Source organism: Bacteroides sp. D20, assembly GCF_003436255.1.
Lineage (GTDB): Bacteria > Bacteroidota > Bacteroidia > Bacteroidales > Bacteroidaceae > Bacteroides > Bacteroides uniformis.
This window is the reverse complement of the sequence record NZ_QSOO01000021.1, coordinates 15,045-41,064: the sequence shown is the minus strand read 5'-3', so window position 1 is coordinate 41,064 and position 26,020 is coordinate 15,045. Positions and strand designations below refer to the sequence as shown.

17 protein-coding genes are annotated in these 26,020 nt (G+C 43.9%); 14 read left to right on the top strand and 3 right to left on the bottom strand.

All coding sequences use genetic code 11. The features are described 5' to 3' along the window. Positions 1–6: 6 nt before the first annotated feature. Positions 7–1,722, bottom strand: coding sequence for a single-stranded-DNA-specific exonuclease RecJ (gene recJ, locus DXD78_RS18250; RefSeq protein WP_005833333.1), 1,716 nt, complete (start codon positions 1,720–1,722; stop codon positions 7–9). A 195-nt stretch (positions 1,723–1,917) separates the two neighbouring features. Here recJ and yaaA point away from each other — a divergent pair, with 195 nt between their 5' ends. The 12 genes from yaaA to DXD78_RS18190 all read left to right on the top strand — a co-directional run bounded on the left by yaaA (position 1,918) and on the right by DXD78_RS18190 (position 21,800). Then, a complete protein-coding gene (yaaA, locus tag DXD78_RS18245) occupies positions 1,918–2,691 on the top strand; it encodes a peroxide stress protein YaaA (RefSeq protein ID WP_005830017.1) in 774 nt (257 codons plus the stop codon). Positions 2,692–2,838: 147 nt separating this feature from the next. Then, positions 2,839–3,834: a phosphatidylinositol-specific phospholipase C gene (locus DXD78_RS18240; protein ID WP_117652910.1), complete on the top strand. Its 996-nt coding sequence runs from the start codon at positions 2,839–2,841 to the stop codon at positions 3,832–3,834. A gap of 83 nt (positions 3,835–3,917) precedes the next feature. After that, positions 3,918–4,742, top strand: coding sequence for an ROK family protein (locus DXD78_RS18235; RefSeq protein WP_005833328.1), 825 nt, complete (start codon positions 3,918–3,920; stop codon positions 4,740–4,742). 173 nt (positions 4,743–4,915) lie between these two features. Then, positions 4,916–8,098 carry a TonB-dependent receptor gene (locus tag DXD78_RS18230; protein WP_005830023.1) on the top strand — a complete coding sequence of 1,061 codons (3,183 nt, stop codon included), beginning with the start codon at positions 4,916–4,918 and terminating at the stop codon, positions 8,096–8,098. 22 nt (positions 8,099–8,120) lie between these two features. Then, positions 8,121–9,758: a RagB/SusD family nutrient uptake outer membrane protein gene (locus tag DXD78_RS18225; protein WP_005833325.1), complete on the top strand. Its 1,638-nt coding sequence runs from the start codon at positions 8,121–8,123 to the stop codon at positions 9,756–9,758. A 202-nt stretch (positions 9,759–9,960) separates the two neighbouring features. Beyond that, complete coding sequence (locus DXD78_RS18220; protein ID WP_008664181.1) at positions 9,961–12,891, top strand: GH92 family glycosyl hydrolase; 2,931 nt, start codon at positions 9,961–9,963, stop codon at positions 12,889–12,891. Positions 12,892–12,909: 18 nt separating this feature from the next. Further along, a complete protein-coding gene (locus DXD78_RS18215; protein ID WP_005830032.1) occupies positions 12,910–13,773 on the top strand; it encodes an endonuclease/exonuclease/phosphatase family protein in 864 nt (287 codons plus the stop codon). A 13-nt stretch (positions 13,774–13,786) separates the two neighbouring features. Then, positions 13,787–14,929: an alkaline phosphatase gene (locus DXD78_RS18210; RefSeq protein WP_008664179.1), complete on the top strand. Its 1,143-nt coding sequence runs from the start codon at positions 13,787–13,789 to the stop codon at positions 14,927–14,929. 21 nt (positions 14,930–14,950) lie between these two features. Then, entirely contained in the window at positions 14,951–16,555 is a 1,605-nt protein-coding gene (locus DXD78_RS18205) for a trehalase family glycosidase (protein WP_005830037.1), read from the top strand. Between the two features lie 14 nt (positions 16,556–16,569). Next, positions 16,570–18,021, top strand: a complete 1,452-nt coding sequence (locus DXD78_RS18200; protein ID WP_005830040.1) for a glycoside hydrolase family 125 protein — start codon at positions 16,570–16,572, stop codon at positions 18,019–18,021. Then, complete coding sequence (locus tag DXD78_RS18195; RefSeq protein WP_005830042.1) at positions 18,018–20,339, top strand: glycoside hydrolase family 20 protein; 2,322 nt, start codon at positions 18,018–18,020, stop codon at positions 20,337–20,339. Before DXD78_RS18200 ends, DXD78_RS18195 begins: the two co-directional genes overlap by 4 nt. 12 nt (positions 20,340–20,351) lie before the next feature. Further along, positions 20,352–21,800, top strand: a complete 1,449-nt coding sequence (locus DXD78_RS18190; protein WP_005830044.1) for a PA14 domain-containing protein — start codon at positions 20,352–20,354, stop codon at positions 21,798–21,800. A 1-nt stretch (position 21,801) separates the two neighbouring features. Here the strand turns inward: DXD78_RS18190 and DXD78_RS18185 are convergent, their stop codons facing one another. Together DXD78_RS18185 and DXD78_RS18180 are read right to left on the bottom strand one after the other, a co-directional pair. Continuing rightward, positions 21,802–22,974, bottom strand: a complete 1,173-nt coding sequence (locus tag DXD78_RS18185) for a DNA-binding transcriptional regulator (RefSeq protein WP_005830046.1) — start codon at positions 22,972–22,974, stop codon at positions 21,802–21,804. 67 nt (positions 22,975–23,041) lie between these two features. Next, positions 23,042–23,476 carry a thioesterase family protein gene (locus DXD78_RS18180; protein ID WP_005830048.1) on the bottom strand — a complete coding sequence of 145 codons (435 nt, stop codon included), beginning with the start codon at positions 23,474–23,476 and terminating at the stop codon, positions 23,042–23,044. A gap of 80 nt (positions 23,477–23,556) precedes the next feature. On the opposite strand from DXD78_RS18180, the gene DXD78_RS18175 reads away from it, so the two are divergent. Beyond that, positions 23,557–24,120: an L-threonylcarbamoyladenylate synthase gene (locus DXD78_RS18175; RefSeq protein WP_005830050.1), complete on the top strand. Its 564-nt coding sequence runs from the start codon at positions 23,557–23,559 to the stop codon at positions 24,118–24,120. A gap of 8 nt (positions 24,121–24,128) precedes the next feature. Then, complete coding sequence (locus tag DXD78_RS18170) at positions 24,129–25,919, top strand: chloride channel protein (protein WP_008664172.1); 1,791 nt, start codon at positions 24,129–24,131, stop codon at positions 25,917–25,919. The last annotated feature ends 101 nt before the right edge of the window (positions 25,920–26,020 follow it).

Sequence of the window (26,020 nt, the reverse complement as noted above, 5' to 3'; positions counted from 1 at the left end):
AGGCTTTCAGTTCGGCTTTATGTCTTCAATCTGCAACTGCACTTCACCCCTCTTATGGGTATTCTCTTCAATGGAATAGCAGATGTCGAAGGAACGTTTGGTCTTGATGAAGCGTACGTGGGAACTTTGCCCGAAAGCGATGCCGTTCATTACATTGTTCGATTTATTATCCACCAGTTCTAGCTTGATATGTTCCTGGTCGCGGCCTACGACTTTGCTGGTACCATAATCATAGACATTGTGCGTACAGAAAATGGGTTTGGCATTGTCCGGTCCGAATGGATTGAATTTCTTCAAGTCGCTGAAGAATTTCGGAGTGATGTCTCTGAAATCAATCTCGGCATTGATGTCGATGACGGCGCATGTCTGTTCCGGCAGGATATTTTGTGATACGAACTCTTCGAAGCGTTCGATAAAGGCCGGTACATTTTCCACCTTCATGGAAAGACCGGCGGCGTAGGTATGACCTCCGAAGTTTTCCAGAAGGTCGCGGCAGTATTCAATGGCTTTGTAGACATCGAATCCGGAGACGGAACGGGCAGAACCGGTTGCCATGTCATCCGTACGTGTCAGTACTACTGCCGGCCGGTAATAGATTTCCGTCAGCCGGGAGGCTACGATGCCGATGACGCCTTTATGCCAGTCTTCATTGTACAATACGATGGAACGTCGGTCGGCAAGTCCGTCCAGGTCAGCTACAATCTTGTTGGCCTCCTCGGTCATGGTCTTGTCCAAGTCCTTGCGTGTCTCGTTGTATTGGTTGATTTGTCCGGCTTTCTCCAGGGCAAGAGAGAAATCTTTTTCAGTAAGCAAGTCAACAGCTTCTTTCCCGTTCTGGATACGTCCGGAGGCGTTGATGCGGGGACCTATTTTGAATACAATGTCACTGACGGTGATGTCCTTGTCCGTCAGTCCGCAGACATCAATGATTGCTTTCAGGCCTACGCTGGGATTACTGTTCAACTGCTTCAAACCGTGGTAGGCGAGAATGCGGTTTTCACCCATAATGGGGACAATATCCGATGCGATACTGACGGCGCAGAGGTCCAGTAAAGGGATAAGGTGATGGAACTCGATACCGTTGTTGAGGGCAAATGCCTGCATGAACTTAAAGCCTACACCGCATCCGGACAGATGTTCATAAGGATAGGTGTTGTCTTCCCGTTTGGCATTCAGAATGGCTACAGCAGGGGGCAGTACATCATCGGGGACATGATGGTCGCAGATGATGAAATCAATGCCTTTCTCCTTGGCGTATGTGATTTCTTCGACGGCTTTGATACCGCAGTCCAATACAATAATCAAACCTACACCACTCTCTGCGGCATAGTCTACTCCTTGGATTGAAACTCCATACCCCTCATTGTAACGGTCGGGGATATAGTAGTCGATGTTCGAATAGAACTGTTGAATAAACTTGTAGACCAATGCCACAGCCGTGGTACCGTCTACGTCATAATCTCCATAAACAAGAATGCGCTCTTTCTTTCCCATTGCCTTGTTCAGGCGCTCTACGGCTATATCCATATCCTTCATCAGGAATGGGTCGTATAAGTCCGGTAGTTGGGGGCGGAAAAACTTCCGGGCATCCGCTGCCGTTGTTATTCCCCGCTCCACCAACAATTTTCCCAATATTGGGCTAATTCCCAATTCTTGGGCCAGTTGTTGGCTTGCTTCTGCCTGTTCGGGTGTAATGGGTTGATAATTCCATTTGTGAGTCATTTTATATATTATTTTTTCTTTTTCTATCTCAAGATGTTGGGGGAGTAGAGGGGGGCAATACGTGCACTTTTCTCCAACAAGGTGTAAAGGTATGAAAAACTCTTGAAACGGAGGTGAATTCTGCGGAAAAACTTTATAAGTATATGTATTCTCCACTAAAAAACTTTATTTTTGTATCCATTAAAAAATATCGCTATGCTTGTTTTTATCTCTTGTGCAAAGACCATGGCAGCGCGCTGCTCTGTTGTCGTGCCCGAAGTCACAGTCCCGAAATTCGAAACGGAGGCTGTGCGGAATGCGTTGGAAATGTCGCAGTATTCAGTATCCGAATTGGAAAGGCTTCTTCGGGTGAATACCAAAATTGCTGCCGAGAACCGTTTGCGTTTTCATGATTTCTGTTCGGAGGAGAATCGTTCGATGCCAGCCGTTTGCGCCTACACGGGAGCTGTTTTTAAACGCATTCTTCCGAAAGATTTTTCAGCGGAGGATTTTCGTTATGCGCAAGAACATCTACGTATCACTTCTTTTCTTTATGGGTTGCTTCGCCCGCTGGACGGTATCAAACCCTATCGTTTGGAAGGAGATGTCCGTTTGCCCGAAAAAGGTGGAATATCCATGTTTGATTATTGGAAGCCTTTGTTGACGGATTACTTCATAGAGGAAATTAAAAACTGTGGCGGTGTTCTCATTAATTTGGCAAGTGCTGAAATGAAAGATTTGTTCGACTGGAAGCGGGTGGAGCAAGAGGTGCGTGTTATTACGCCCGAGTTTCAAGTTTGGAAGGCCGGACAGCCGAAGACTGTCGTTATCTATGCCAAGATGTGTCGCGGAGAGATGACGCGTTTTATTGTCAAGAACCGTCTGGAGTGTCCTGAGGAGTTGAAATCCTTTTCTTGGGAGGGCTTCGTCTGGGATGAGATACGCAGTACGGAGAATGTATGGCATTTTTCGTTAGGTACATTTATGTAATGAAAAGGTACATTACGTTTGGCTCAGATGTTACTATATGTTGCTTTCGATGTTTGCGCAAAATGAAGAACTAAATACGCAATTTAGGATGAGGGAAAAGAATGAACTCTCTACATTTGCATGCAGTAAACTTAAAAGCAATATACTATGAAGAGAAACGGATTAAGAACAGTTGTTGTATTAGCTTTGACCATATTTCTATTGAATGCTCCGGTTTGTGCTACAGCTTCCAGATTGCGGGATACTTGTGCGGAGGCGCGGGATGAGGTTGCACTGCGGCCTGAGTGGATGAGGATTCTCCATGATACGCTTCCTATATGTAAGATTTCTATTCCTGGTTCACACGATAGCGGTAGTATCAAAGGAGGGCATATGTTGAAAACACAAGCAACAGATATTCCTGCTCAATTACGGCAAGGCATCCGTGCTTTCGATATCCGTTTGGAAAAGAAGGGTAATAAACTGGGGGTGTTTCACAGTCATGCCTTTCAGGATATATATTGGGAAGATGATGTTTTACCTGCTTTTATACACTTTCTGCAAACATATCCTTCTGAGACTTTGATTGTTTCCTTGAAAAAGGAAGGGGGAGAATTGCGGGATTATGCTTCTCTGCTGTCCGTTTCTTTAAGCAACCCTGAGTATCAAAGTTATTTCGTGATGGACTTTCGCCCTGAACTGACGCTGAAAGATTGCCGTGGAAAGATTCTTTTCCTGCATAGGGATCATGCTATGGATAATTATCCTGGAGCAGCATGTGTAGGTTGGGAGGATGACAGTACTTGCCTGCTCACTCTTCGCAATAAAGATGGTAAGGAAGGAGTGGCTTTGCTCGAAGATGAATATCAATATGAATCGGGTGAGGAGGCCGGGAAGAAGGTAGGGGTTTGTGTCCGTAATATTGAAGGGATGTCTGCTGAGCCGGTTTCCTCACGTCGGTGGGGAATTACTTTTGTAAGTGCGACGGGGCTGCCCTTGGGAACCCCTAAAGTCTTTGCTGATAAGGTGAACAAGCCTATTGCTGACTATTTAAAACAAAAGAATAGCCGGAATTGCGGTATTGTTTTTATCGATTTTGTCAGTGAACCTGGAGGAAAAGATTTGGTGGAATATTTGATTGACAGTAATGTTTGCGCAAAATGAAGATTTATATGCGCAATTGGGAGTACTGAAAAAAAAGCATTTTCTTAATTTTGCACATGTTGAACACCTTAATGTTATATACTATGAAACTGTCAATAGATTTAGGAGGAACCAATATTCGAATAGCCCAAGTGGAAAAAGGGAACTGCTTGAATAAAGTGTCGGTTCCATGTTTAGCTCAGCAAGATGCTTCTACTGTGCTAAACCAGCTTTCCCAGCTTATTCGGAATATGATGAATGAGCAGGTAGATGGTATCGGTATCGGTGTCCCTTCAATTGTTGATCCGGAGAAAGGAATTGTATATAATGTAGCAAATATATCTTCTTGGAAAGAAATACACTTGAAGGAGATTTTGGAGAACGAATTCAAGGTGGCAGTTGCCATTAATAATGATTCCAACTGTTTCACTTTGGGGGAGAGCCTATACGGCGAAGGAAAATCTTATACCAACATGGTAGGCGTTACTATTGGGACCGGAATTGGAGCTGGCGTTGTCATTGGCCGTCGTTTGTATGGTGGGCAATATATGGGAGCCGGTGAGATAGGCTCATTTCCTTATTTGGACTCTGATTTTGAACATTATTGCAGTAGTTTCTTGTTTAAACGTTATGGCACTACCGGTGCGGTAGTAGCTGAAAAAGCCCAGCAAGGAGAACAAGCTGCATTGGAGATTTGGAAAGAGTTTGGGAGGCATTTGGGTAATCTTATAAAGGCAATTCTTTTTGCCTATGCTCCCCAGGCTATTGTTTTAGGAGGCGGTATTGTATCGGCTTTTCCTTTCTTTAAAAATGCTATGGAACAAACAATGCAAAGTTTTCCCTACAAGATTATATCGGATAATGTGAGTGTGGTGGCTTCGCATCAAAAGGATTCCAGTTTATTGGGTGCTGCCGCTCTTCTTGAGTAATAATCCCTATACGGTTTGATTGAAAATAATAAATATTTTGCAGTTATATTATTTTACGCATAAATAAGGACTGTTAGGGAATTGTTCCTTTTGTAATAACTATGTAATTCTGCTTTCTGACCTTTGTGGCGGAATTATAATTTTCTATATTATAAACTTTAAATTTTGAATGCATGAAACAAGTAAATCTTAGAATCTATCGAACGATTCTGACCCTATTGTTGGGACTGTTCTTGTCGGCAGGTGCTTATGCACAGCAGATTTCTGTGAAAGGAACAGTAAAGGATCAGACTGGCGAACCTGTGATTGGTGCCAATGTGTTAGTAAAGGGGACGACTAATGGAGTGATTACGGACGTTGACGGAAACTTTAATGTTTCGGCCGATAAAAACGGCGTATTGGTAATCAGTTTTGTCGGCTATGTGACTCAGGAAGTACCAGTGGCAGAAAAACAAATGGTAATTGTGCTTAAAGAGGATACAGAACTTCTGGATGAGGTTGTTGTATTAGGGTATGGTGCGAATACACGTAAGCAGGACTTGTCTGCTTCAGTGGGTGTAGTAAGTAATACTGAAGAATTGGCTGCTCGCCCGGTAACTTCTACCGAAGGCATGCTGCAGGGACAGCTGGCAGGTGTTACCATTACGGCCGATGGTGGCGACCCAACTTCTTCTCCTAACATTGTGATTCGTGGTCAAGGCTCACAAGATGGAGACAATGTACTTTGGGTTGTGGACGGTGTTCCCGGTGCACCTATCTCATCCATGAATGATATTGAAAGTATCGTTGTTTTGAAGGATGCTGCTTCTGCTGCTATCTATGGCGCACAGTCTGGTGCAGGTGGTGTTGTGTTGGTAACTACCAAAAAAGCGAAACAAGGTGCTCCTTCGTTGACTTATGACGGCACTTTTGGTATTCGTCAGGCTACCAATTTGATAGAACCACTGAATGCGGAGCAGCAGATTGAGATGCGTAAGATATCTCATCAAAATGCAGGACTTTCGCTTCCAGTCGGTTGGGATGTTACCAAAAATCCATGGATAGGTACGACTCGTACTGATTGGATGGATGAGATTTTCCGCACTGCCTTCTACCAACGTCATAACGTAGCGTTGAATGTAGGTTCTGATAATTTTTCAAATCGTATATCTTTTGCTTACGATAATGATGAAGGTGTTTTGATTAATACTTTCAAGAAGAATCTTACATTACGTTATAATGGTAAAATGCAGCTGAACAAGTGGGTGAGCGTCAGTGAGGATTTTGTATGGCAGAACACTACCCAACGTTCCAAAGCTACGGATAACGATGCTTATACAGGACCTATCCTTTCGGCTATCTACATGCCGGCAAGTGCCACTGTCTATAATCCGTTGGACGGAAGTTATGGTGGTGTGACTACGGAAGATCCTGCCTATATTGAAAAATATGGTTCGAATTTCTCTGATATCCACGGGGATGCTGTAAATCCGGTACGTCTATTGGAAGCAGAGAATTTGTATGACAAGATAAGTGACATATGGAGCACTACCAGCTTGGAGATAGCTAATGTACTTCCTGGATTGAAGTTTACGAGTCGTTTTACTTATAATATGAAGACTAATCATTACAAGAAGTTCAATCCTATTCGTGATGAAGTAGGTAAACCGGCTTTGTCGAATAATCTTCAAGAAACTACTTACCGTAGAGATGCTTGGAAGACGGAAAATACCCTGACTTATGATAAGACATTCGGTGAACATACGGTTGGTGCCTTGTTCTCGACTACGGCAGATCATTCTGAAACGCGTGGACTGGAAGTGACGGGTAAGGATTTTGCGGATGAATCGGAATTTTTACAATACATGGCGTATGCAGGATCAGTGACAGCATCTGACTATTTGACTGGACCTGATGCCAATGTGTCGTTGATTGCCCGTTTGGCTTATTCTTATAATGACCGTTATTTTGCTACTGCATCTTGGCGTCGTGATTATGCTGGACGTTTGCCTAAGGAAAATAACTATGGTGATTTCCCTGCAGTGACCCTTGGATGGAAAATATCTAATGAAAAATTCTTTAAGAAGAGTGATTTTATCAGTTTGCTGAAATTGCGTGCTTCTTGGGGGCGTGTAGGTAATTTGAGCTCTATAGGGCTTAATTATAAGTCTGCTTTGTTGAAGAAAAGCTCGTGGACAGAACAAGCACAATATGGTCCTGAGGCAAATAATATCTGGAATACTTTGATTTACAACGGCTCTGCGTTAAATCCTGATTTGACCTGGGAAACTTCAGAACAGACTGACTTGGGCTTGGATGTTGAGATGTTTAAAAACCGTTTGTCGGTATCATTAGACTATTTTGATAAACGTACTTTCAATTTGATTCAGACACAATCAATGGGGTGGCCTTCTACTATGGGACTCGATGCCATGTTAATCAATCAAGGTGAAGTGCGTAACCGTGGCTTTGAGATTCAAGCTAATTGGAGCGATAAGATTAACAAAAACCTTTCTTATTTCGTATCGGGTAACTTCTCGTATTTAAAGAACTGGGTATCAGATATAGGTGTGAAGGATGCGGATGGCAATCCGGGTTTGTGGCCTAATGATAAAAGGTTCCGTAGCATCCCTTATATGATGCAGAGTACGGAAGGGGAACCTCTGAATTCCTTCTACTTGATTAAGACAGATGGTTTGTTCCAAAGTGATGCAGAAGTTGCCGAGTGGAATGCTAAACATGGAACATATGTGACCAATGATAATGGTGAAAAAGAGTGGGTAGGTATTCAGCCGAATGCCAAGGCTGGTGACTTGAAGTTTGTGGATCATAATGGCGATGGTAAAATTACGGATGCAGACCGTCAGTATATGGGTAGTGCGACTCCGAAGACGACTTTTGCCTTTACATTGGGAATGACGTGGAAAAAACTTTCTTTCAGTGCCATGTTCCAGGGAGTAGGTGGAGCAAAAGCTTTATATGTAGGAAAGTATATGCTGTTGAGTGATGTAGAAGGAAACTTTAACCGTTCCAGCGGGATATTGAATGCTTGGAGTCCTACAAATACCGGTTCTGATATTCCTCGTTTGTCAAAGAATGACCCGAATGGAAACTTTACGACTGCATCTGATTGGTATTTGGAGAATGCTTCTTATCTGCGTTTGAAGAATGTAACCCTTTCTTATGATTTAAGCGATGTATTCCGCAAGTGGTCTCATTTGAATGACCGTAACAGCCGTTTGTCTGTGTACTTCAGTGGTGAAAATCTTGCTACTATCACTGGATATTCTGGTATGGATCCTGAATGTGGTGGCTGGGATGCTTTGAAATATCCGGTATCTCGCGTATTATCTGTTGGTGTAAAATTGACTTACTAATAATTAATAGAGAAGAATGATTATGAAAAAAAATATATTATTTTTTGCGATGTCTGCCACATTGCTTATGAGTTCTTGCAGTGACTTCCTTGATGTGCAACCAGAGGGAGATGCTACTACAACGACTTATTTTACCAATGACCTGCAGGCTATTGATGCTGTAGATGCATTGTATGAAAGATTTCATCAGGAAGCTGTATATGGACGCGAACTGTTTTGGGAACAAGGTGCCGCGTGCGACGTTGTGTGGGGAAAGACCCGTGATTTTCCAACACTTGCTACATTGAAATATACAGGAGACGAATCCCCTTTGCGTACTATTTTTGATACTATGTACAAAGTGATGGCACGTTCCAACTGGGTAATACAAGAGTTGCTTAAGAAAGGGAAAAGCACCACTTTGAGTGATATTGAAAAGAGAAGTCTCGGTGAAGCTTACTTCACTCGTGGATGGGCTCATTTCTTGATTGCTTATCGTTACGGTCTTGATACACAAGGGGTACCTTTTGTCCGTTATGAAGATTTTGAAGGTGGCTATGACAATTCTATTCCTCCTCAGCAAGCTTCGGTCATCGATAATTATAAATTGATTATCTCGGATATGGACAAGGCAATAGAGTATTTGCCCCGTTTTGAAGAGTATGGAGATAATGATAGAGGACGCGCGCACGATGCGGCTGCAGTAGCTTTTAAAGCTAAAGTTTATGCTTATTGGGCAACTTGGGATGCTACACAATGGGGAAATGTAATCAGTATGGTCAATGAACTGGAAACTGCTTACGGACGTGATTTAGCCGGTACTTATGAAGAGTTGTTCTCTTCTGATTTCTCTAAATGGTGGAATAAAGAGTATATTTGGACTATTCCTGGAAATGGTGGCTCTCAAGGTGGCGGTTCGGAGTTTCCGGGAGTTGTCCTTGAGAACAAAGGCTGGGGACAATATAATGGCTGGGGACAGAACAAGCCGTCTTATGATATTTACGAAGAGATGTTGAAAGACGGAGCTGGTAATGACCGTTTGGTTCGTACGGTTTTAGAGTATGGTCAGGAATTTCAATTCTTGGGTGAATCCCGTGCTTTTTATTCAAGCTCGGATATTGAATCCGGTTTTATGATTAATAAATACATGGATCCCTTTAAGTATGAAGATGCAGCCAATAAGGGGTATATCAATACAAACGGAGACTGGCCGACGGTACGTATTAATTTTCCGGTTATCCGTTTTGCAGAAATGTTACTTTTCCGTGCGGAAGCTTATTTGATGACTAATAAAGCGGACTTGGCTACGGCTGATTTGAATCGCATTCGTAAACGTGCCAATGTTGCATTATTGACGGGCACTGCTACTATGGCTGACCTATATCATGAACGCCGTTGTGAATTGGCATTTGAGTTTACAGACCATTTATATGATTTGAAACGCTGGTATCGCTCAGGCAATACTGAAATAAAGGCTTTGGCTGCTGCCGAATTGAATGCCCGTCCGCGCGTACGTCATTATGCCAACCGCCAGGACCCTGCTTCCACATTCGTTGTAGGTGAGTATGAGGATTATACGGATAAGATTGCTTATCAGGATTACATGATCGTATTCCCTTATCCTTCGGTTCAGATTACCAAATCTGATGGTAAATTAAAACAGAATCCTCATTATGATTGATATTTTCTCTGAAAGAGATAAAATATAAAAAAAGACCTCATTGCCATTGGTCTAATCTGCAGGGGTTGGTATTTTCGGGTATTGATCCTTGCAGATATTTCTTCTTTTTCTTTCATTTGCAAAGGCTATTCATAAAATCATTTTAATATACGGAGAGACGGCATTCCCGACAGTCTGCAGCGCTCTTCAAATATACAGTCTGATGAAATTAAAAACTCTTATATGTGCAACTACTGCCTTTTGGGCTTGCTGCTCTTGTACATCCGGTGAACTATCTCCCGTAGACTATGTAGACCCTTTTATAGGTACCGGCTTTCATGGGCATACTTATCCGGGGGCAACCGTTCCGTTCGGGGCGGTACAGTTAAGTCCTGACACGCGTGCCGGAAACTGGGATGCTTGTTCGGGGTATCATTATAATGATACGACTCTAAAAGGTTTTTCACACACACATTTAAGTGGGACCGGATGCATTGATCTTGGGGATATACTGTTTCGTCCTACTACGCTGAAACCGGATTTGACTACGGAAAGCATTTACCAGCCAGCGGCTTTTTCCCATAAAGACGAAGATGCTTCTGCCGGATATTATTCGGTTGTTCTGAAAGAAGAAGGAATAAAAGCTGAATTGACGGTAACGGCACACGCCGGTATGCACCGCTATACGTTTTCTTCCGGCAAAGAAGCATCTATTATTATAGATTTGACTCATTTGCTTGATAACGAATATATTTATGAGGCTGAACTTGAACAGACTGCCGCCAACGAAATAACAGGTATGCGCAGAACCAGGGGATGGACGGACAATCAGTACGTTTATTTTGTAGCCCAGTTCTCGAAACCTTTTCAGGCCATAGACTTTATACAGAATAAAAAGATGGTTTCTGCAGGAGTTAAGTTGAACGGTACCGATTTGCAGGCTTGCTTGTCCTTCGATAATAGTAATGGAGAGCCGGTTATAGCCAAAGTTGGATTATCCATTGTCAGTGAAAAGAATGCACGTGAGAATTTGGAAACCGAGGTGATAGGTTTCGATTTTGATGCCGTGCGTAGTGCTGCCCGTTCCGCTTGGGAACAAGCTCTCTCTGCTATTACGGTAAAAGGCGGCAATACGGACGACTTGAAGAATTTCTATACAGCCATGTATCATTCTATGGTTGTACCCAATGTCGTGAGTGATGTCAATGGTGAGTACCGCCGTCATAATATGGAAATTGGGCAATTGCCAAAAGGCAAAGTGCAATATTCTACATTTTCGCTTTGGGATACTTTCCGTGCATGGAATCCGTTGATGACTTTGATTGATACAACTTTGGTCAATAATATGATAAATTCCTTTCTGGACATTTACGAATCTTCGGGTGAACTTCCTATCTGGCCGCTTTCTGCCGGAGAGACGGGAACTATGATTGGTTATCATGCAGTGTCCGTTATAGCAGATGCTTATATGAAGGGTATTAGAGGATTTGACGCGGAAAAGGCGTTGGAAGCTATGGTAGTTTCTTCTGAAAAGAACAAAAAGGGAGCTGATTACTATATTCAGAATGGCTTTATTCCTTCTAATATAAAGAAAGAGTCCATCTCTTGTTTGCTGGAGTTTGCCTATGATGACTGGTGTATTGCACGTATGGCTCAGGAAATGGGTAAGGATGATATTTATCAAAAGTATATTCAACGTTCCCAGAACTATATCAATGTTTTTGATGGTAATACAAAATTCTTCCGCCCCAAGCGGATGGATGGGAACTGGGAAACTCCCTTCAATCCTATTGAGATAGGTCGTGCCTATACGGAAGCCACAGCCTGGCAGTATCGTTTCTTTGTACCTCACGATGTAAGCGGTATGGCACAACTGTTTGGTGGTAAGAAAGAGTTTATTACCGCACTCGATTCTATCTTTACAGTAGAGTCGGATGTACATGGCGATTTAGTGGATATTACCGGACTGATAGGTCAATATGTTCATGGCAATGAGCCGAGCCATCATATCGCCTATCTGTACGATTACGTCGGACAGCCTTGGAAGACGCAGGAAATGACACGCCGTCTGCTCCATGAAATGTACGCTCCTACGCCTGAAGGAATCATTGGTAATGAAGATTGTGGACAGATGTCCGGTTGGTATATATTATCCAGCTTGGGTATTTATTCAGTTTGTCCGGGAAGCAATGAATTTGCACTGACTACTCCTCTATTTGAGAAAGCGGTTGTCAACCTGGCAAATAGAAAGACTTTGACCATCCTTGCCAACAATCCGAAGAAGAATGTCTATATCACAAAAGTAGAATTGAACGGACAACCGATAGATGTAAATTTTATTACTTATGCACAGTTGATGGAAGGTGGAGAACTTCGTTTTACTTTGTCCGATAAGCCGAATATGGAGAGAGGTGTTTCCTCTGAAGCATCCCCTTATTCCTATACTAAAGATGAAGTCGTTTCCATTCCCTATGTGGATAAGGATTTGAACTTGTTTATGGATAAGGTAACGGTTGCATTGGCCACAACAACCAAGGATGCCGAAATCAGATATACATTGGATGGCAGCGAGCCCACAGAGCAGTCGGCATTGTACGAGCAGCCTTTTGAACTGGACAAGACCACTTTAATAAAAGCCAAAGGATTCAAGGAAGGTCTCCGCTCAAGCAGAACATTATCCATATCGGCAACGAAAGCTGAATTAAAGGCTGCTCTTTCTGTAAATCCTACTCAGAATGGTACATCTTATAAGTACTTTGAAGGCACTTACCAGAAAGTGGCTGATGTAGAAAAGTCACCGTTGCTGGAGTCTGGTGTCATGCCCGAACCTTCTATTAAGGGTGCTAAGCAGGAGGATCATTTCGGTTATATCTTTTCTGGATTGATAAATGTTCCCGAAGATGGGGTCTATACTTTCCAGACCCGTTCGGACGATGGCAGTGTCTTGTACATTCACGATGAGCAGGTAGTCAATAATGATGCTTCCCATGCTGCAATTCCTGCTACCGGAATGGTCGCGCTGAAGAAAGGTTTTCATCCTTACAAGCTCTATTACTTTGAAGATTATGAAGGTGAGTATTTGAGCTGGGCTTGGAAACTGCCTTCTGCCGAGAAGTTGGCACCCATCCCTGCATCGGCTTTATTTGTGAAATAATAGTTTAATATATATGCTATGAGAAAGTTATTTTTGTTATTTTTACCTTTGTTCGCTGCATCATGCGGACAGGTGAAGCAGCAGGCGCCTGCACCAGAGCCCGTTAATGTCATGAGTTTCAATATTCGCTATGACAATCCGGAAGATAGCTTGGACAACTGGCAATACCGTAAAGACCGCGCGGCAAATGCCATCCGTTTTTATGATGTGGATATATTGGGTACGCAAGAAGTACTTCATAATCAGTTGGAAGACCTTAAACAACGATTGCCGGAATACGGAGTCATCGGTGTAGGTCGTGAAGATGGAAAGGAAAAGGGTGAATATAGTGCACTCTGGTATAAGAAAGATCGTTTCAACTTGCTGGATTCTGGCTATTTCTGGTTGAGCGAGACTCCTGAAGTTGCCGGTTCCAAGGGCTGGGATGGAGCTTGTGAGCGTATCGCTTCATGGGCAAAACTGCAAGATAAAGTAAGTGGCAAGGAGTTCTTCGCATTGAATACCCACTTGGATCATGTAGGTGTTGCTGCACGTCGTGAAGGTATAAGCCTTATGCTGGATAAAGTAAATGAGTTGAGTGGTAACTTACCCGTAGTAGTAACGGGCGACTTTAATGCTAGTCCGGAATCGGATGTCATCAAACACGTGACTGACCCTTCCAATCCGGAACACTTGACAGATGCACGCCAGGCATCGGCAATTGTTTATGGTCCGGCATGGAGTTTCCATGATTTCGGAAAGATTCCTTACGATAAACGTCCGCTGATTGATTACGTTTTTGTACGTAATGGACTGAAAGTTTTGAGGTATGGTGTATTGGCTGAAACAGAGAATAATGCTTTCCTCTCCGACCATGCCCCTATTTTAGTAACGGTTGAATAATAAAACAATAATTATGACTAAGATATTAAGAATATGTATCGTTATGCTCTTGGCAGTCTTGCTACTGCCGGTAGAGTTATCGGCACAAAGCCGCCGTGATAAAGAACAGACCTATGTTTTGGACCAACCTTATGAGGTGACAAAGATTACCCCTCCCCAGGGCAAGAAGATAAAGAATGTCATCTTGATGATTGGTGATGGCATGAGTCTTATGCACGTATATTCTGCCTGGACAGCCAATCGAGGCAAGTTGTTTTTGGATAACTGCCAGGTAGTGGGTTTGTCTAAAACCTATTGTGCCAACAAGCTGATTACAGACTCGGGAGCGGGTGGAACAGCCATAGCTACGGGGCAGAAGACAAACTATCATTCTGTGGGTGTAGATACCGAAGGACGTCCTTTGAAATCATTGGTAGACCTGGCTGCTGCTAAAGGTAAATCGACCGGTATAGCGGTGACTTGCCGTCTGTGGGATGCCACTCCTGCTGATTTTTGTTGCCATAACAAGGATAGGGATGCGGAAGCTGAAATCGTAGCAGATTACGTTAATTGCAGTGCCGATTATGTATTCGGTGGAGGTGCCAAGCTTTTCGAAAACCGTGAAGATGGACGTGACTTGTTTAAGGAACTACGCGATAAAGGATTTCAGACTCCTCGCAGTTGGGATGAATTGGCTGGCATAAAGAGTGGTAAGGTATTTGCCGTACCTTATCCCGTCGATACTCCTCTTCCTGCTGAACGTGGCGACCTTTTGGCACGTGCTTCATTGAAAGGTATCGAATTGCTGGACCAAAATAAAAACGGTTTCTTTATGATGATAGAAGGTTCGCAGCTGGATGACTACGGACACTTCAATGACATTGATTTGCTGATGCAGGAAACACATGACTTTGACCGTACTATCGGTGCCATTTATGAATGGGCTGCCAAGGATGGAGAAACATTGGTAGTAGTTACTGCAGACCATGAGACTGGTGGACTTACGTTGGTTGATGGAGATTTGGCAGAAGGCAGAATCGTATGTAAGTTCTCTACCGGTGGTCATAGCGGTGTAATGGTACCAGTGTATGCTTTTGGTCCCGGTGCAGAGGAGTTTACAGGGATTTTTGAAAATACTGCTATCTTTGACAAGATAAAAAAACTGCTCAATTTGTAATTTAAAAAATAACTATTTCCTATGTTGAAACACATTTTATTGGTAAGCTTGCTTTCTTTTTCCACTCTCCCTTTGCTGAAAGCTCAGAGCTGTGGCAATGATGAAAAGTATCATTTGCCTTATAAAAATACATATGTAAAGGAACCGCTGGTCACTGAAAATGAGTATCGTGTGGCAAAACCTGAGACGATTGTGCCGAAAAGCTTCGAAGAAGCTCGGCAGATTCTTCCCAATCCCATTTGGGGTGGACATGACAAGGAACTTGAAATGTATTGGAAGGCATGGGAAATAGCTATCGGCAATATTCGTGCTCCTCAAGCAGGCTCGGGTTTTGTCTCAAGCTATTTGGATACAGCTTATAATGGTAATATCTTTATGTGGGATTCCTCTTTCATTCTGATGTTTGCCCGCTATGGTACCCGTTTCTTTCCTTTCCAGAATACGCTGAACAACTTTTACGCCAAGCAGCATCCCGACGGTTTCATTTGCCGTGAAATAAAGGCGGATGGTGCCGATTGCTTTGAACGCTATGATCCGGTGAGTACCGGACCGAATTTGATGCCTTGGTGTGAGATGGTCTATTTCCATCAGTTTGGTGATACGGAACGCCTGCACAAGATATTTCCGGTACTTTGTGCTTATTATAAGTGGTTGAAATTGAACCATACTTGGAGAAATGGAACCTACTGGTCAAGCGGATGGGGGACCGGCATGGATAATATGCCCCGTGTTCCGTCGGAATACAGCCCTATCTACAGTCACGGGCATATGATTTGGTTAGATACAAACCTACAGCAATTATTTACTGCCAATTTACTACTTGAGATGGGCTTTTATCTGGAACGTTGGCAAGAGATAGAAGAGTTTGAAGACGAAGCCAAAATGCTGGGAAAATATATCCATGACAATCTTTGGGATGAAAAGACCGGTTTCCTTTATGACCAGTATGCTGACGGTACGCTCTGTACAACTAAGGGAATAGGTGCCTATTGGGCTCTGTTTACTGATGTATTGGATTCTGTACAGTTGGACCGTATGGTGAAGGAATTGGATAATCCTGCCACATTCAACCGGAAACACCGTATTCCTTCTTTGTCTGCCGATAATCCCAAGTACAAGGAGAATGGCCGTTATTGGCAGGGTGGCGTATGGCCGGGAACTAATTACATGGTGATGCAGGGCCTTGTGCAGAAAGGTTATGGTAAACTGGCACGGGAGATTTGTTTGAATCATTATGCCCAGGTGTTTGAGGTCTATAAGAAGACTGGAACTTTTTGGGAATATTATGCTCCGGAAAGTGCTGAGCCGGGATTTATGGCAAGGGATAATTTTGTGGGTTGGGCAGGACTTCCTCCTATTGCTGAATTGATAGAATTTATTATCGGTATTCGGGGAGATTATGCCAAAAAGCAGATTATCTGGGATATGAATTTGACGGAGATTAACGGCATAGAACGCTATCCTTTTGGTCCCGAAGGGCTTATCTCCTTAAAAGCTGAAGCACGCCGTTCTGCAAGTGATGAACCCCGTATCACAGTAGATTCTAATATTGATTTTGAACTGTGTGTACTCTATGGTGGAAAAGAGAAAAAGATAAATGTGACATCCGGTAAGCATACCTATTAAAGAAGAAATCAATCATGAAAAACAATATGTCAAGACGCCAATTTCTGAAGACTGGCGGGCTTGCCTTGGCTGCAATGACCTTTCAGCCCGCTTCCGTATTATCTTCATCCGGGACTTTCAACCAGAGATATGTTTCGTTGCGTCCTTCTGCAAGCAAAAGGAGCTTCATTTCGAAGGCAGTAGATGCTGCTATTGAAGAAGCAAAGCCTAAAATAAAGGACGAGAAGTTGCGTTGGATGTTCGAGAACTGTTTTCCCAATACGCTTGACACTACTGTCAGATATAGAGTGAAGAATGGCAGACCAGATACTTTCGTCATTACAGGTGATATAGATGCCATGTGGCTGCGCGACTCTTCAGCGCAAGTATGGCCCTATCTGCCGTTGATGAAGAAAGATAAGGACTTGCAGTTGATGGTGGCAGGACTTGTCAACAGACAGACTGAATGTATCTTGATAGACCCGTATGCCAATGCCTTCAACGACGGGCCGTTGGGCAGCTATTGGGAAACCGACCATACACAACATATGGTTAAGGAACTGCATGAACGCAAATGGGAGATAGATTCTTTGTGCTATCCCATTCGTCTGGCTTATCATTATTGGCAATACACGGAAGACACGTCTGTGTTCGATGAAAATTGGCATAAAGCTATGCTGCTGGTGGTCAAGACCTTTAAAGAGCAACAGAGGAAACAAGGCTTAGGACCTTATAGCTTTACGCGCGATTGCGACCGCCCTACAGATTCGCAGATTAACAACGGATGGGGAGCACCGGTAAAGCCGGTCGGCTTAATCGTTTCTTCTTTCCGTCCGTCAGATGATGCTACACAATACGGTTTTCTGATTCCTGCTAATATGTTTGCGGTTGTGTCATTGCGCCAATTGGCTGAGATAGAGGATAAAGTTTATGGAAACAAGGACTTCTCCGGAGAATGTATAACATTGGCAGATGAAGTGGATGCAGCTATCCGTAGGTATGGTACTTTCAATCATCCGGTTTGTGGACGTATTTATGCCTTTGAGGTCGACGGTTTTGGTAACGCGCTTTGTATGGACGATGCCAATGTACCCAGTTTGCTGGCTGCGCCTTATCTGGGTTATTGTTCTTTTAAAGATGCGATTTATCAGAATACCCGTAAAATGATATGGAGCGGCAATAATCCTTATTTCTTTAAAGGAAAAGCCGGTGAAGGGGTAGGAGGCCCTCATGTGGGATTGAATTATATCTGGCCGATGAGCATCATTATGAAGGCTTTTACAACGGATGATTCCGAAGAAATACGTGCTTGTCTGAAGCAACTTCGTGATACGGATGGAGGGACGGGCTTTATGCATGAGTCTTTCCATTCGGAGGATGCCGCGGACTTTACTCGTTCCTGGTTTGCCTGGACAAATACTTTGTTCGGTGAACTGATACTGAATACAATCAAGGAATATCCCAACTTATTATCCCAAATACTATGAAGATAAGATATTGGTTACTGGCTATGTCATTCATTTTTCTCTCTTGTGGGAGAGTGGCTGATGATGTAGCGGCAAACTATGGTATTATACCCATGCCGAATGAACTTGCTCCAATGCAGGGAGTGTATGTCCTGCAAGGGGAAAAAACAGTGGCTGTCCCTTCCGGGGAAGCCGCGATGAAAGTTTTTCATTATTTGGAGGATGCGTTGAAAAACACTTCTGTAACGCTGAAGGGTATTTCGGAAACGGGAAAGGCCGATATTTGCTTATCTATAGATAATTCCTTGCCCGATGAGGCCTATACATTGGAGGTTTCTTCCGATAGGATAAATATATCTTCCAATGAAACTGCCGTCGGATTTTTTTATGGTGTCCAGTCTTTGCTGCAGCTCATGCCGGCAGCCATTTATGATGGTGACCGGAAATACGAAGGAAAGATTAGGATTCCTGCTGTCAGCATTACGGATGCTCCCCGTTTCCCTCATCGTGGGGCTATGATGGATGTAGGGCGTAATTTTCTGCCAAAAGAGGAAGTGCTGAAGTTTCTTGATTTGATGGCATTCTATAAATTGAATAAATTCCATTTTCATCTGACAGATGACCAAGGATGGAGAGTAGAAATAAAGAAATACCCGAAACTGACTGAAATAGGTTCTTATCGTAAACAGACTCAGATAGGACACTCTGATTATTATTTTCCACGGCGTTACGATGGAAAAGAAAAGAGAGGCTATTATACGCAGGAAGAAATAAAGGAAATTGTGAAGTATGCATCCGACCGTTTCATTACGGTCATTCCCGAAATTGAAATGCCGGGACATGCATCCGCAGCACTGGCTTCCTATCCGGAACTTTCTTGCGGACTGGGAAAGACTTATGTGGTGCGTGATTATTTTGATGTTTTTGATGAGGTCTATTGTCCCAAAGAGCATACATTTGAATTCTTACAAAATGTGCTGACCGAAGTTATGGAACTCTTCCCCAGCCATTATATCCACATTGGTGGAGATGAGTGTCCCAAGAAAGCATGGAAGAAGTGTGCCCATTGCCAGCATTTGATGAAGTGGGAAGGTCTGCCCAACGAAGAAGCTCTGCAAAGTTGGTTTATCCATCGGATTGAGCAATTTGTGAACAGTAAAGGGCGTGACATCATCGGGTGGGATGAGATTCTGGAAGGAGGGCTTGCTCCTAATGCTACCGTCATGTCATGGCGTGGCGAAAAAGGAGGTATCGAAGCGGCTCACCAACGGCATAAAGTCATTATGACACCCGGCAAAAAGTGTTATTTGGATTACTACCAGGAAAGTCCGGAATTTGCCCCGTTGGCTATCGGCGGTTTTCTTCCGTTGGATACGGTGTACAATTATAACCCGCTTCCTGCTGAACTGACTCCGGAAGAACAAGCTTATATAATAGGTGTACAAGCCAATATCTGGGGAGAGTACATACAGACTCCCGAGTATTTTGAATATATGGCTTTCCCTCGTTTGCTGGCTATGTCAGAGGTGCAATGGACACAGCCGGAACATAAGGACTTCGAGTCGTTTGCCCGTAGGCTGGATAAGGAGTTTGAACGATTGGATTATTGCGGAGTGAATGCTTGCCGCAACTTCTATGAAGTCAATCAGGCTGGTGCGTGGAACAAGTCGCAGCAGACTTATGAGGTGACTTTGAACACCTTCTGTCCGGATGCCGATATTTACTATGCGGTAAATGATTCAACGGTCAACACTTCATCTTCCCTTTATAAGACTCCGATACCGTTGGACGAGGATGCAACTGTTTATTCGGCAGTTTACAGAGACGGTAAGCCGTTGGGGAAAGTGACCCGCAAGAGCTTTGCTGTAAACAAGGCAACCGGATGTGACTATACTTGTAATCCTGCAGCAGGATGGGAACACCTGAATGAAGGCTTCGGGCTGACTGATGGACGACGTGGCTATGCCCGCGACATGCGTCGCTGGATTAGCTTCTACCAGGATACTGTACAGATTGTAGTGGAACTGAAGAAACCTCAAAAAGTCAAGGAAGTGGCCTTTTCTTCTTTATGGCGGCCGGTAAATGAGATATGGCCGGCAAGGGCGATGAGTGTTTCTGTTTCAATGGATGGTCAGACTTTTATTCCGGTGGGCACTAAACGGCTGACTTATGATTTTAGCTTGACGGAAGGCACCCGTTTTCCGGCATCTCTTTCATTTGCCGAAACGGAAGCTACATTTGTCCGCTTGGAATTATTGAGTGGTGGCTTGTGCCCGAAAGGATATTTTCATGAAGGGTTGCAGAGTGAGTTGGCAATAGATGAAATAGAAATATATTAATCTCAAGAAATTATGAAGAAAATAGTTGTTCTTTTAGTTGTACTGTTGGGCTGTATGCCGGTAACGGCTTTTGCGCAGAAGCAATTCTTTTTTAAGGATGGCAGGTTTGTAGTAGCACAGTTTACAGATTTGCACTGGATGCCGGGTTCTGCAAAGTGTGCCGAAACGGCAGCTACTATCCGTGCTGTCCTGGCAGCCGAACATCCGGACATTGCTATACTGAGTGGGGATGTGGTGACCGATGACCCTGCTATGGATGGATGGAAAAGTGTAGTGGATATTTTCAATGAAGCCAAGATGCCTTTTGTGGTGATGATGGGAAACCATGATGCAGAATACTTGACGCGCAATGAAATCTATGATTTCCTCTTGAAGTCTCCCTACTATGTGGGGGCAAAAGGCCCTGAAGATATTATGGGATGTGGTAATTGTGTGATTTCTATTTATAGTCCGGAGAAGAAGGACCAGGTAGAGGCATTGCTCTATTGCATGGATTCCAACGACTATCAGCCTAATAAAATCTATGGTGCTTACGACTGGATTCATTTCGACCAAATAGAATGGTACAGAAAGCAAAGTAAACACTTTGCAGAGAAGAACGGTGGTAATCCCGTTCCTGCTTTGGCCTTTTTCCATATTCCGCTGATTGAATACAACGAAATCAGAGGTGACGGGAAAACTTATGGCAATGACAAAGAAGGTGGAGTTGCCTCTGCTAATATCAATTCTGGTATGTTTGCTTCCTTCCTTGACATGAGGGATGTAATGGGAGTATTTGTAGGACATGACCATGATAACGATTTTATAGGAATAGATAAAGGTATTGCATTGGGATACGGACGGGTGACCGGTGCGGATGCGTATGGAGAGTTGACGAGAGGAGCCCGTATCATTGAACTGTACGAAGACCAATTCAAATTTGACACATGGATTTCCACTCCTTCGGGAAGGGAGGCTGCCTACTATTACCCTTCAGGTCTGAATTCGGATGAGGAGCAGAGTATGGCTTATTTGCCGGCTACGGGAACTTCTCCCAAGAAGCAGGGCGTGGCATATACCTATTATGAAGGCAAATGTAAACGTGTTGCCGATATTGCCGCCTGCAATAAAGTGAAGGAAGGGGTGATGAAGAACTTCTCGATTGAAGAAGTAGCCGTCCCTGATCATTTTGCTTATGATTTCCGTACGTTGGTGAAAATTCCAGAAAGGGGAGTATACCGTTTCTATACTTTTTCCGATGATGGTTCTAAACTATACATAGACGGTAAATTGATTGTTGATAACGACGGTGGACACAGCGGACGCCGTGCCGAAGGGAAAGTCGCTCTCGAAGCAGGGTACCACGAGTTGCATCTGCTGTATTTCGAAGATTACATGGGCCAGGAATTGGAAGTCGGGTATTCGGGACGGAATGTTCTGGAAACCGTGTTACCTGATACCATGTTGTTTGTACCGGATTAAATCAGCGCTGGTAACTCTTTGTCTGGTACTCTTTCCGATATTCATTGGGAGAGACTTTCTTCAAAGCTTTGAATTGGCGGGACAAGTTCTTCAGATTGTTTATTCCGACTTGTTCCGCCACATCTGCAATCGGAGCATCACTGGCCAACAGCAATTGGGCAAAACGTTCCATCCTAAGGTTGAAGATGTATTTGTGGATGGATTGCTGAGTGACTTGCTTGAAACGAATCTCCAATAAACGGCGTGATAATGGTACTTGTTTCACTATATCCGATACGGTGATATCAGCCGCTATATTCTGATGGATATATTTCAGAGCGGTTTGGATATGGGCATCGGTGGTAGAATAGAAGTCGGTTGAAAGCCGGTTGATTATATTAACTGGTTGGAGCACTACGTCCTGATAAGTGGCCTCCTCATCATTCAATAGATGTTCTATGAGGGCAGCTGCCTCAAATCCGCCTCTTACAATGTTTTGGCTGATACTGGATAGGGGAGGGTCTGAAAGATTGCATATAATCTCATCATTGTCGACTCCTAATATTGCTATCTTGTCGGGCACTCTGATGTTGTTGACTTTACAGATTTCCGTAATGCGGTTACCTTGATTGTCATCGCAAGCCATGAGTGCCGTAGGTTGTGGCAATGACTTTAACCAGTTGAGCAGGGGCGGTGCTTCATAAAACCATAAGTCATCAAGGGATTGGTCCTGATAAGAATAGAAATTGTTTCCAAACCCTTGGGCTGCTATACATTCATAGAAACCCTCGCAACGTTCTTGTGACCATACCGTATCGCGATAACCATAGAATGCGAAGTTCTGAAAGCCTTTACTCAGAAAAAACTCTGCTGCCATTCTGCCGGTCTTGCGGTAATCGCCGGTGATGTTTGGAATATTGCTGAACCTTGATTTATAATCCTGGGCCAATGCGATAATTCCGTTTTCACGGAATAGCTCCACGTTGTCATCATTGTCAAATCTGCCGATGATTGCATCTGCATGCCATGTCTTTGCCCATTTCAAGACTCCTTCTATACCATGACTGTTTTTGTAGGAGGGTGGCATACGGCATACTACCCATGGCTCATGGCTTTTGGAATAGGCCAATACCCCCTTTAGCAGATTGTACGAAAAGGACTCTGTAAAATCGGTCAATAATATCAATCGAATCATAGCAGTTGACTAAATGTAACTGATTGTTACTTATACAAATGTTAGCTTAATTGACAAATATAGGATTTTATTTCTTTTTCTTCAAATCTTTTCCCTCATATTTGCAGATTGCTTCAATCCATTTTTCTTCCAGTGGCTTGGACTCGTGTTTGGCGAGGTCGAAGGCTACCATGACGGAGGTACATACGCATTTTACTTCTTGGGTTTCCGTATCAATGACCCGTTGGGCGAGGTGGAAGCTTTTGGTTCCTATCTCAGTGACGGCAGTTTGCACGGCGATATGGTCCGAACCATAAATCTGTGCGAGGAAGTTTGCTTCAATATGGACGACAACGATACCATCCTTTTCCCAATCTACATCCGGGCATACGGAAGCGAAATATTCCGTTTTTCCTAAATCATAAAAAGAGAAGTAAACAGTGTTGTTTACATGGCCGAATTTGTCGACGTCATTGAAGCGTAGTTGTATGGGCAGGGTGTGGTTAAATTGAATTTCTTCCATTGTTTTCTCTTAAACTTTGTTTATAATCGCTGCAAAAATACTATTTTTGCGTGTTAATCCGTGAACTTATATATCAAGAAATGATAGAAGACATCAAAAAAGCCTGCCAGGTAATGAGCGAGGGCGGGGTAATTCTGTATCCGACAGATACGATTTGGGGTATAGGTTGTGACGCTACCAATGAAGAAGCGGTGCGCCGTGTATATGAAATCAAGCAACGCTCTGACAGTAAGGCGATGCTGGTATTGGTAGATTCTCCGGTAAAGGTGGATTTCTATGTGCAGGATGTTCCGGAGGTTGCCTGGGATTTGATAGAATTGGCTGACAAGCCCCTTACCATAATTTATTCCGGAGCGCGTAATCTGGCTCCTAACTTGCTTGCCGAAGATGGTAGTGTAGGTATCCGTGTCACCAGTGAGGCATTTTCAAAACGGCTTTGCCAGCAGTTCCGTAAGGCGATAGTCTCTACTTCTGCCAATGTCAGCGGGCAACCGTCTCCCGGTAACTTCAGTGAAATAAGTGAAGACATCAAGTCTGCGGTGGATTATATAGTAGGATACCGCCAGGAGGAAACGGGACGCCCGAAACCGTCCAGTATCATCAAGTTGGGCAAGGGCGGAGTCATTAAGATTATTCGCGAATAAAAGGAAAAATGGCAGAGGACAAGAGGAGTTTGTTGCAGCGCTTCATCATATGGCGCGAAAAGAATATCAAGGAAAAGCAGTTCATACTGATTCTCAGTTTTCTTGTAGGTATCTTTACGGCATTCGCCGCACTGATACTGAAAGTCATCATACACTGGATACAGAACTTCCTGACGGATAATTTCAATGCGACGGAAGCCAACTACCTTTATCTGGTCTATCCGGTAGTGGGTATCTTCCTGACCGGATTGTTTGTCCGCTACGTGGTGAAGGACGACATCAGTCATGGTGTTACCAAAATCCTATACGCCATCTCGCGGCGGCAGGGACGCATCAAACGGCATAACACTTGGTCGTCCATCATAGCCAGTTCCATTACCATCGGTTTCGGTGGTTCGGTCGGGGCAGAGGCGCCTATTGTGCTGACGGGTTCGGCTATCGGTTCCAATCTGGGAACCATCTTCAAGATGGAGCATCGTACGCTGATGCTATTGGTGGGATGTGGTGCTGCCGGTGCGGTTGCAGGCATTTTCAAGGCGCCGATTGCCGGTCTGGTATTTACGCTGGAGGTACTGATGATAGATTTGACAATGTCCTCCTTGTTGCCGTTGCTGATATCTGCGGTGACGGCTGCAACTGTTTCCTATATCGTGACGGGTACGGATGCCATGTTCAAATTCCATCTGGACCAAGCTTTCGAACTGGAGCGTATTCCGTATGTCATTATGCTGGGTATCTTCTGCGGATTGGTTTCCCTTTATTTTACCCGGGCCATGAACTCTGTGGAAGGCGTGTTCGGAAGGTTGAGAACTCCCTATAAGAAACTGATAATGGGCGGTGCCATGCTGAGTATCCTGATATTCCTTTTCCCACCGTTGTATGGCGAAGGTTACGATACGATAGAATTGTTGCTGAATGGGATGAGCAATGCCGAATGGGACACGGTGATGAATAATTCCTTCTTCTACGGGCACGGCAATCTGTTGCTGATATACCTCATACTGATTATTCTGTTCAAGGTCTTTGCCTCGAGTGCCACGAATGGCGGGGGCGGTTGCGGCGGTATCTTCGCACCTTCGTTGTATCTGGGTTGTATTGCCGGTTTTGTCTTTTCACATTTCAGCAATGAAATAGAGATGACGGCTTATCTGCCCGAGAAGAACTTTGCCTTGATGGGAATGGCGGGGGTCATGAGTGGGGTCATGCACGCTCCGCTGACCGGCGTGTTCCTCATAGCCGAGCTTACGGGAGGATACGACCTGTTTCTGCCACTGATGATTGTTTCCGTCAGTTCTTATCTTACCATCATCATGTTCGAGCCTCATAGTATCTATTCCATGCGTTTGGCCAAGAAAGGAGAACTGTTGACGCACCATAAGGACAAGGCCATCCTTACCCTGATGAAGATGGAGAATGTGGTGGAAAAGGATTTTGTGACCGTGCATCCCGAAATGGATTTGGGCGAACTGGTAAAGGCCATTTCTGCCTCGCATCGCAATGTCTTTCCCGTGACGGATAAGGAAGGGGTGCTGATTGGCATTGTCTTGTTGGACGATATCCGGAACATTATGTTCCGCCAGGAGTTATATCATCGCTTTACGGTGGGAAAACTGATGACTTCGGCTCCGGCACGTCTGTATGATACGGACAGTATGGAGCGGGTGATGCGTACCTTTGATGATACGAAGGCGTGGAATCTGCCGGTGGTGGATGCGGAAAACAAATACTTGGGCTTCGTGTCCAAGTCGAAGATATTCAACTCGTACCGTGAAGTATTGGTACATTTTTCGGAAGACTGAGGACTTTTTGGTATTTACTATTTTACTATTTACAAGTTACTATTTGCCGTTCGGGGTGATGGGGCATTGTAAATCGCAAAGAAGATGCTTCGTACATTGTA

Coding starts and splice junctions, on each gene's coding strand:
- recJ (WP_005833333.1), bottom strand. CDS start 1,722: ATGACTCACAAATGGAATTATCAACCCATTACACCCGAACAGGCAGAA.
- yaaA (WP_005830017.1), top strand. CDS start 1,918: ATGCTTGTTTTTATCTCTTGTGCAAAGACCATGGCAGCGCGCTGCTCT.
- DXD78_RS18240 (WP_117652910.1), top strand. CDS start 2,839: ATGAAGAGAAACGGATTAAGAACAGTTGTTGTATTAGCTTTGACCATA.
- DXD78_RS18235 (WP_005833328.1), top strand. CDS start 3,918: ATGAAACTGTCAATAGATTTAGGAGGAACCAATATTCGAATAGCCCAA.
- DXD78_RS18230 (WP_005830023.1), top strand. CDS start 4,916: ATGAAACAAGTAAATCTTAGAATCTATCGAACGATTCTGACCCTATTG.
- DXD78_RS18225 (WP_005833325.1), top strand. CDS start 8,121: ATGAAAAAAAATATATTATTTTTTGCGATGTCTGCCACATTGCTTATG.
- DXD78_RS18220 (WP_008664181.1), top strand. CDS start 9,961: ATGAAATTAAAAACTCTTATATGTGCAACTACTGCCTTTTGGGCTTGC.
- DXD78_RS18215 (WP_005830032.1), top strand. CDS start 12,910: ATGAGAAAGTTATTTTTGTTATTTTTACCTTTGTTCGCTGCATCATGC.
- DXD78_RS18210 (WP_008664179.1), top strand. CDS start 13,787: ATGACTAAGATATTAAGAATATGTATCGTTATGCTCTTGGCAGTCTTG.
- DXD78_RS18205 (WP_005830037.1), top strand. CDS start 14,951: ATGTTGAAACACATTTTATTGGTAAGCTTGCTTTCTTTTTCCACTCTC.
- DXD78_RS18200 (WP_005830040.1), top strand. CDS start 16,570: ATGAAAAACAATATGTCAAGACGCCAATTTCTGAAGACTGGCGGGCTT.
- DXD78_RS18195 (WP_005830042.1), top strand. CDS start 18,018: ATGAAGATAAGATATTGGTTACTGGCTATGTCATTCATTTTTCTCTCT.
- DXD78_RS18190 (WP_005830044.1), top strand. CDS start 20,352: ATGAAGAAAATAGTTGTTCTTTTAGTTGTACTGTTGGGCTGTATGCCG.
- DXD78_RS18185 (WP_005830046.1), bottom strand. CDS start 22,974: ATGATTCGATTGATATTATTGACCGATTTTACAGAGTCCTTTTCGTAC.
- DXD78_RS18180 (WP_005830048.1), bottom strand. CDS start 23,476: ATGGAAGAAATTCAATTTAACCACACCCTGCCCATACAACTACGCTTC.
- DXD78_RS18175 (WP_005830050.1), top strand. CDS start 23,557: ATGATAGAAGACATCAAAAAAGCCTGCCAGGTAATGAGCGAGGGCGGG.
- DXD78_RS18170 (WP_008664172.1), top strand. CDS start 24,129: ATGGCAGAGGACAAGAGGAGTTTGTTGCAGCGCTTCATCATATGGCGC.